Genomic DNA, 5,126 nt, shown 5'->3' on the forward strand with positions numbered 1-5,126 from the left:
GCGGACCTCCCGGGCGAGCCTGGCGACCGCGGCGGCCTGGTCCTCGCGCGCCCCGGGTCTCGCCCACAGCAGCGCGACGAGGGCGACCACCAGGCCCGGCAGGCCGATGACCATCGAGACCAGGCCGCTGCGGTCGGACACGCCCAGCGGATCGTGTTCCGGGACCAGTACGTAGACCAGCGCTCCGGCAACGAGGAAGGCCGTCGCCCCCACCCAGGCGATTCCCGCCCCGCGTCCCCCGGCTGCCATGGTGACCATGGTGCCGCAGGACGCGGGAACGGGACCCTACGACCCCAGGATCGACGTCAGGAACTCCCCGACCCAGCCCAGCAGTTCGCGCCCGACCAGCGGCTTGCCGCCGACCTTCGCGGTCTTCGGGCGGGGGACCAGGACCTGGTTGGCGGCCGCCTTGATGACCGTGCCGGGGTAGAGCCGCTTGAGGCGCAGCTCCTGGGATTCGCGCAGGTCCACCGGGGCGAAGCGGATGTTGTTGCCCTGGAGGACGATCTCGCCGACACCGCAGGCGCGGGCCAGCATGCGCAGGCCCGCCACCAGGAGGAGGTTCTCCACCGGCTCCGGCAACTTGCCGTAGCGGTCGGTGAGTTCCTCGCGCACGGACCTGATGTCCTCCTCCGTGTTGGCGGAGGCGATGGCGCGGTAGGCCTGGAGGCGCAGGCGCTCGCCGGGGGCGTAGTCGTGCGGGACGTGGGCGTCGACCGGGAGCTCGATCTTGACCTCCAGGGGCGGCTCCTCCTCGACACCGCCCTCCAGGGAGGCGCGGTAGTCGGCCACGGCCTCGCCGACCATGCGGACGTAGAGGTCGAAACCGACGCCCGCGATGTGACCCGACTGCTCGCCGCCCAGGAGGTTTCCCGCGCCGCGGATCTCCAGGTCCTTCATCGCCACGTACATGCCCGCGCCCATCTCCGTGTGCTGGGCGATCGTGGCGAGGCGCTCGTGGGCGGTCTCCGTGAGGGGCTTCTCCGGGGGGTACAGGAAGTACGCGTAGCCGCGCTCGCGGCCACGCCCGACCCGGCCGCGCAGCTGATGGAGCTGCGAGAGGCCGAAGTTGTCGCCGCGCTCCACGATCAGCGTGTTGGCGTTGGAGATGTCGATGCCCGATTCGACGATCGTCGTGGAGACCAGGACGTCGAACTTCTTCTCCCAGAAGTCCACGACCACCTGCTCCAGGGCCTGTTCGGACATCTGGCCGTGGGCGGTCGCGATGCGCGCCTCGGGGACGATTTCGCGCAGGCGGGCCGCCGCGCGGTCGATCGACTCCACGCGGTTGTGGATGTAGAAGACCTGGCCCTCGCGGAGGAGTTCGCGGCGGACCGCCGCGCCGATCTGCTTCTCCTCGTACGGCCCGACGAAGGTCAGGACCGGGTGGCGCTCCTCGGGGGGCGTCGTGATCGTCGACATCTCGCGGATGCCGGTGACGGCCATTTCGAGCGTACGGGGAATGGGGGTGGCCGACATCGTCAGGACGTCGACGTTGGCGCGGAGCTTCTTCAGCTGCTCCTTGTGCTCGACGCCGAAGCGCTGCTCCTCGTCGACGATGACCAGACCGAGGTCCTTGAACCTGGTCTCGGACGAGAAGAGGCGGTGCGTGCCGATGACGATGTCCACGGAGCCCTCGCGCAGGCCCTCCAGGGTCGCCTTCGACTCCGTGTCGGTCTGGAAGCGGCTGAGCGCCTTCACGCTGACCGGGAACTGGGAGTACCGCTCGGAGAACGTGCCGAAGTGCTGCTGGACGAGGAGCGTGGTGGGGACGAGGACCGCGACCTGCTTGCCGTCCTGGACCGCCTTGAACGCGGCGCGGACCGCGATCTCCGTCTTGCCGTAGCCGACGTCGCCGCAGATCAGGCGGTCCATCGGGACCGTCTTCTCCATGTCCTCCTTGACCTCGGCGATCGTGGTCAGCTGGTCGGGCGTCTCCGCGTACGGGAAGGCGTCCTCCAGTTCGCGCTGCCAGGGGGTGTCGGGGGCGAAGGAGTGGCCGGGCGCCGCCATCCGCGCGGAGTAGAGCTTGATGAGGTCCGCGGCGATCTCCTTGACCGCCTTCTTCGCGCGCGCCTTCGTCTTCGTCCAGTCGGCGCCGCCCAGCCGGTGCAGCGTCGGGGCCTCGCCGCCGACGTACTTGGTGATCTGCTCCAGCTGGTCCGTGGGGATGTAGAGCCGGTCGCCGGGCTGGCCGCGCTTGGCGGGGGCGTACTCCACGACGAGGTACTCGCGGGTCGCGCCCTGGACGGTGCGCTGCACCATCTCGATGTAGCGGCCCACGCCGTGCTGCTCGTGCACGATGTAGTCGCCGGACTCCAGCGTCAGCGGGTCGATGGTCTTGCGGCGGCGCGCGGGCATCCGCTGGCCGTCCTTGCCGGCCGCCTTCTGGCCGGAGAGGTCGGTCTCGGTGAGGACCGCGAGCTTGAGGGCCGGGTCCACGAAGCCGTAGTCGATCGAGCCGCAGGAGACGTGCACCAGCGAGGGCGTGAGCTCGCCGAGGTCGCCGTCGAGGCGGGCCGCGATGCCCTCGCCGCCGAGGACCTCGACGGTCCGGGCGGCGGGGCCGTGGGCCTCGGTGACGTAGACGGTGCGCCAGCCGTCGGCCAGCCAGCCCTTGGTGTCCGCGAGGGCCTTCGCGGTGTCGCCGCGGTACGTCTCCGGGGCGTGCATGCCGAGCTTGAGGGTGTCGTCGTCGAGCTCTTCGTCGGCGGCGAACGGGCTCACCGACCACCACATCATGTCGAGCCCGCGGGCGTGGTCCCGGACGTCCGCGATGCCCCACAGGGACGCCGCGCCCACGTCGATGGGGGCCTCGCCGCCGCCCGCCGTCGCCGCCCAGCTGGCCTGGAGGAACTCCTGCGAGGTCGCCACCAGGTCCGCGGCGCGCGTCCGCACCCGCTCCGGGTCGCAGACCACGGCCATGGCGCCCTTCGGCAGGACGTCGACGAGCAGCTCCATGTCGTCCACGAGGACGGGGGCGAGCGACTCCATGCCCTCGACCGCGATGCCCTCGGCGATCTTCCCGAGCAGTTCGCCCAGCTCGGGGTGTTGCTCGGCGAGGGCCGCGGCCTTCTCGCGCACCTCGTCGGTGAGCAGCAGCTCACGGCAGGGCGGCGCCCACAGACCGTGCTCGGCGACCTCCAGGGAGCGCTGGTCGGCGACCTTGAAGTACCGGATCTCCTCGACGTCGTCGCCCCAGAACTCCACGCGCAGCGGGTGCTCCTCGGTGGGCGGGAAGACGTCGAGGATGCCGCCGCGGACGGCGAACTCGCCGCGCTTCTCGACCAGCTCCACCCGGGAGTACGCGGCTGCCGCGAGGGCCTCCACGACCGCGTTCAGGTCCGTGCTCTGCCCGGTGCGCAGCGCCACGGGCTCCAGGTCGCCGAGGCCCTTGACCTGCGGCTGGAGGACGGAGCGGACCGGCGCGACGACCACCGAGACCGGGCCGGTCTCCGGGTCGTCCGAGCTGGGGTGCGCGAGGCGGCGCAGCACCGCGAGGCGGCGGCCGACCGTGTCGGAGCGGGGCGAGAGGCGCTCGTGCGGCAGCGTCTCCCACGACGGGAACTCGGCGACGCCGTCCGGCGGCAGGAGCGTCCGCAGCGCCGCGGCCAGGTCCTCGGCCTCCCGGCCGGTGGCCGTCACGGCCAGGACGGTGCGGCCGGACTCGCGGGCCAGCGCCGCCACCGCGAAGGGCCTGGCCGCGGGCGGGCCGACCAGGTCGACGTGCATGCGGTGGCCGTCGGTCGCGGCCTTGGCCGCTTCGGCGAGTGCCGAGTCCTTGACGACAGCGTCGAGCAGACCGTGCAGGCTCATTGAAGGCTTTCCGTCCAGATAACCGGAGTGAGTGGACAACAGACCGGAAGTGAGTGGGCAACGCGAACCGCCCGGCACGTCGCACGGGCCGGGGGTCTCCAGCGTACGACCCCGTGCTGATCGGCGCGGCCCGGTCGGCGCGAGCCCGGCGGCGGGGGCGCCGGGCGCCCTCCCGCACAATGTCCGGAAACGACCGTTCGAAAATTCTTTCTCCGGCGGGTAAACCGGCCGGGCGTCCCAGGCGTAGTGCCTTTCGAGAACCCCGAGAACCCCGAGAACGCCACCCGCACGACACGTCACGGATGCCCCACGCGCCGCACGCACCAGGAGACCACTTGACCGACGAGGAGTTCGAGGCGTTCTACGCGCGCTCCGTGAGACCGCTGGTCGGGCAGGTGTATCTGATGACGGGGGACCTCCACGAGGCGCAGGACGTGGTCCAGGAGGCGTTCGTCCGCGCCTGGGCGCGCCGCGCCCGCCTGGAGCGGGACGCCGGGCCCGAGGCGTGGGTCAGGACCGTCGCCCGGCGGCTCGCCGTCAGCCGGTGGCGGCGGCGCGGTCGGGCCGCGGACGCCTGGCGGCGCCACCACGGGGGGCTGCCCGGCACCGCGCCCGAGCCGGAACCGGGCACGGTGGCGCTGGTCGCCGCGTTGCGGCGGCTGTCCGAGCGGCAGCGGCGGGTCGCCGTTCTGCACTACGTGTGCGACCTGTCCGTGCAGCAGGTCGCCGCGGAGACCGGGATCGCGACCGGGACCGTCAAGTCCCATCTGTCCCGTGCCAGGGCGGCCCTCGCGCCGCATCTCGACGACGCGCCCCCCTCGGAGGAGCACCGTGACTGAGCCCAAGGCCCCGGCCGACGACGGCCTCGCCGACGCGCTGAAGCGGGCCGCCGCATCGGGCGGCCTGCTCGCCTCGCCGGTCCCGGCCCACCAGGTGTCCGCCCGCGGCGCCCGCCGCAGACGCCGGACCCACGCGCTGGGCGCGGCGCTCGCCGTGGTCCTGGTCTCGGGCGGCACGGCGTTCGCCGCGCTGCAGATCGGCCGAGGGAGTGACCCGGTGGGCCCCGCGGCGCCGCCGAGCCCGACGAAGTCTGCCTCCGTGCCGGGGTCGTCCCTCTCCGGGAGGTCGTCCTCGCCGACGGTGACGCCGTCCCGGACGCCGCCGTCCCTGGCACCCTCGACCTCGCTGCCGCCGACCGCGCCCACTCCGCCCACGGCGACTGCGTCGGGTGGCTGATGTTCCTGTCGTGTGCGCCGCCGCTCCACGGGGCTCCGCCCCGGACCCCCGCTCCTCAAACGCCGGAGGGGCTG

4 protein-coding genes are annotated in these 5,126 nt (G+C 72.8%); 2 read left to right on the forward strand and 2 right to left on the reverse strand.

The window, feature by feature from the left end; genetic code table 11:
- A partial coding sequence (locus tag AOK03_RS32265) for a hypothetical protein (RefSeq protein WP_157869134.1) occupies nucleotides 1–249 on the reverse strand: 249 nt, incomplete at its 3' end.
- Between the two features lie 36 nt (nucleotides 250–285).
- On the reverse strand, nucleotides 286–3,816 hold the full coding sequence (gene mfd / locus AOK03_RS32270) for a transcription-repair coupling factor (protein ID WP_055568925.1): 3,531 nt from the start codon (nucleotides 3,814–3,816) through the stop codon (nucleotides 286–288).
- Nucleotides 3,817–4,151: 335 nt separating this feature from the next.
- Here mfd and AOK03_RS32275 point away from each other — a divergent pair, with 335 nt between their 5' ends.
- Together AOK03_RS32275 and AOK03_RS32280 are read left to right on the forward strand one after the other, a co-directional pair.
- A complete protein-coding gene (locus AOK03_RS32275) occupies nucleotides 4,152–4,655 on the forward strand; it encodes a SigE family RNA polymerase sigma factor (protein ID WP_055568926.1) in 504 nt (167 codons plus the stop codon).
- Complete coding sequence (locus AOK03_RS32280) at nucleotides 4,648–5,052, forward strand: hypothetical protein (RefSeq protein ID WP_055568927.1); 405 nt, start codon at nucleotides 4,648–4,650, stop codon at nucleotides 5,050–5,052. Before AOK03_RS32275 ends, AOK03_RS32280 begins: the two co-directional genes overlap by 8 nt.
- Nucleotides 5,053–5,126: the final 74 nt, after the last annotated feature.

The organism is Streptomyces atriruber (assembly GCF_001418325.1).
GTDB classification, from domain to species: domain Bacteria; phylum Actinomycetota; class Actinomycetes; order Streptomycetales; family Streptomycetaceae; genus Streptomyces; species Streptomyces atriruber.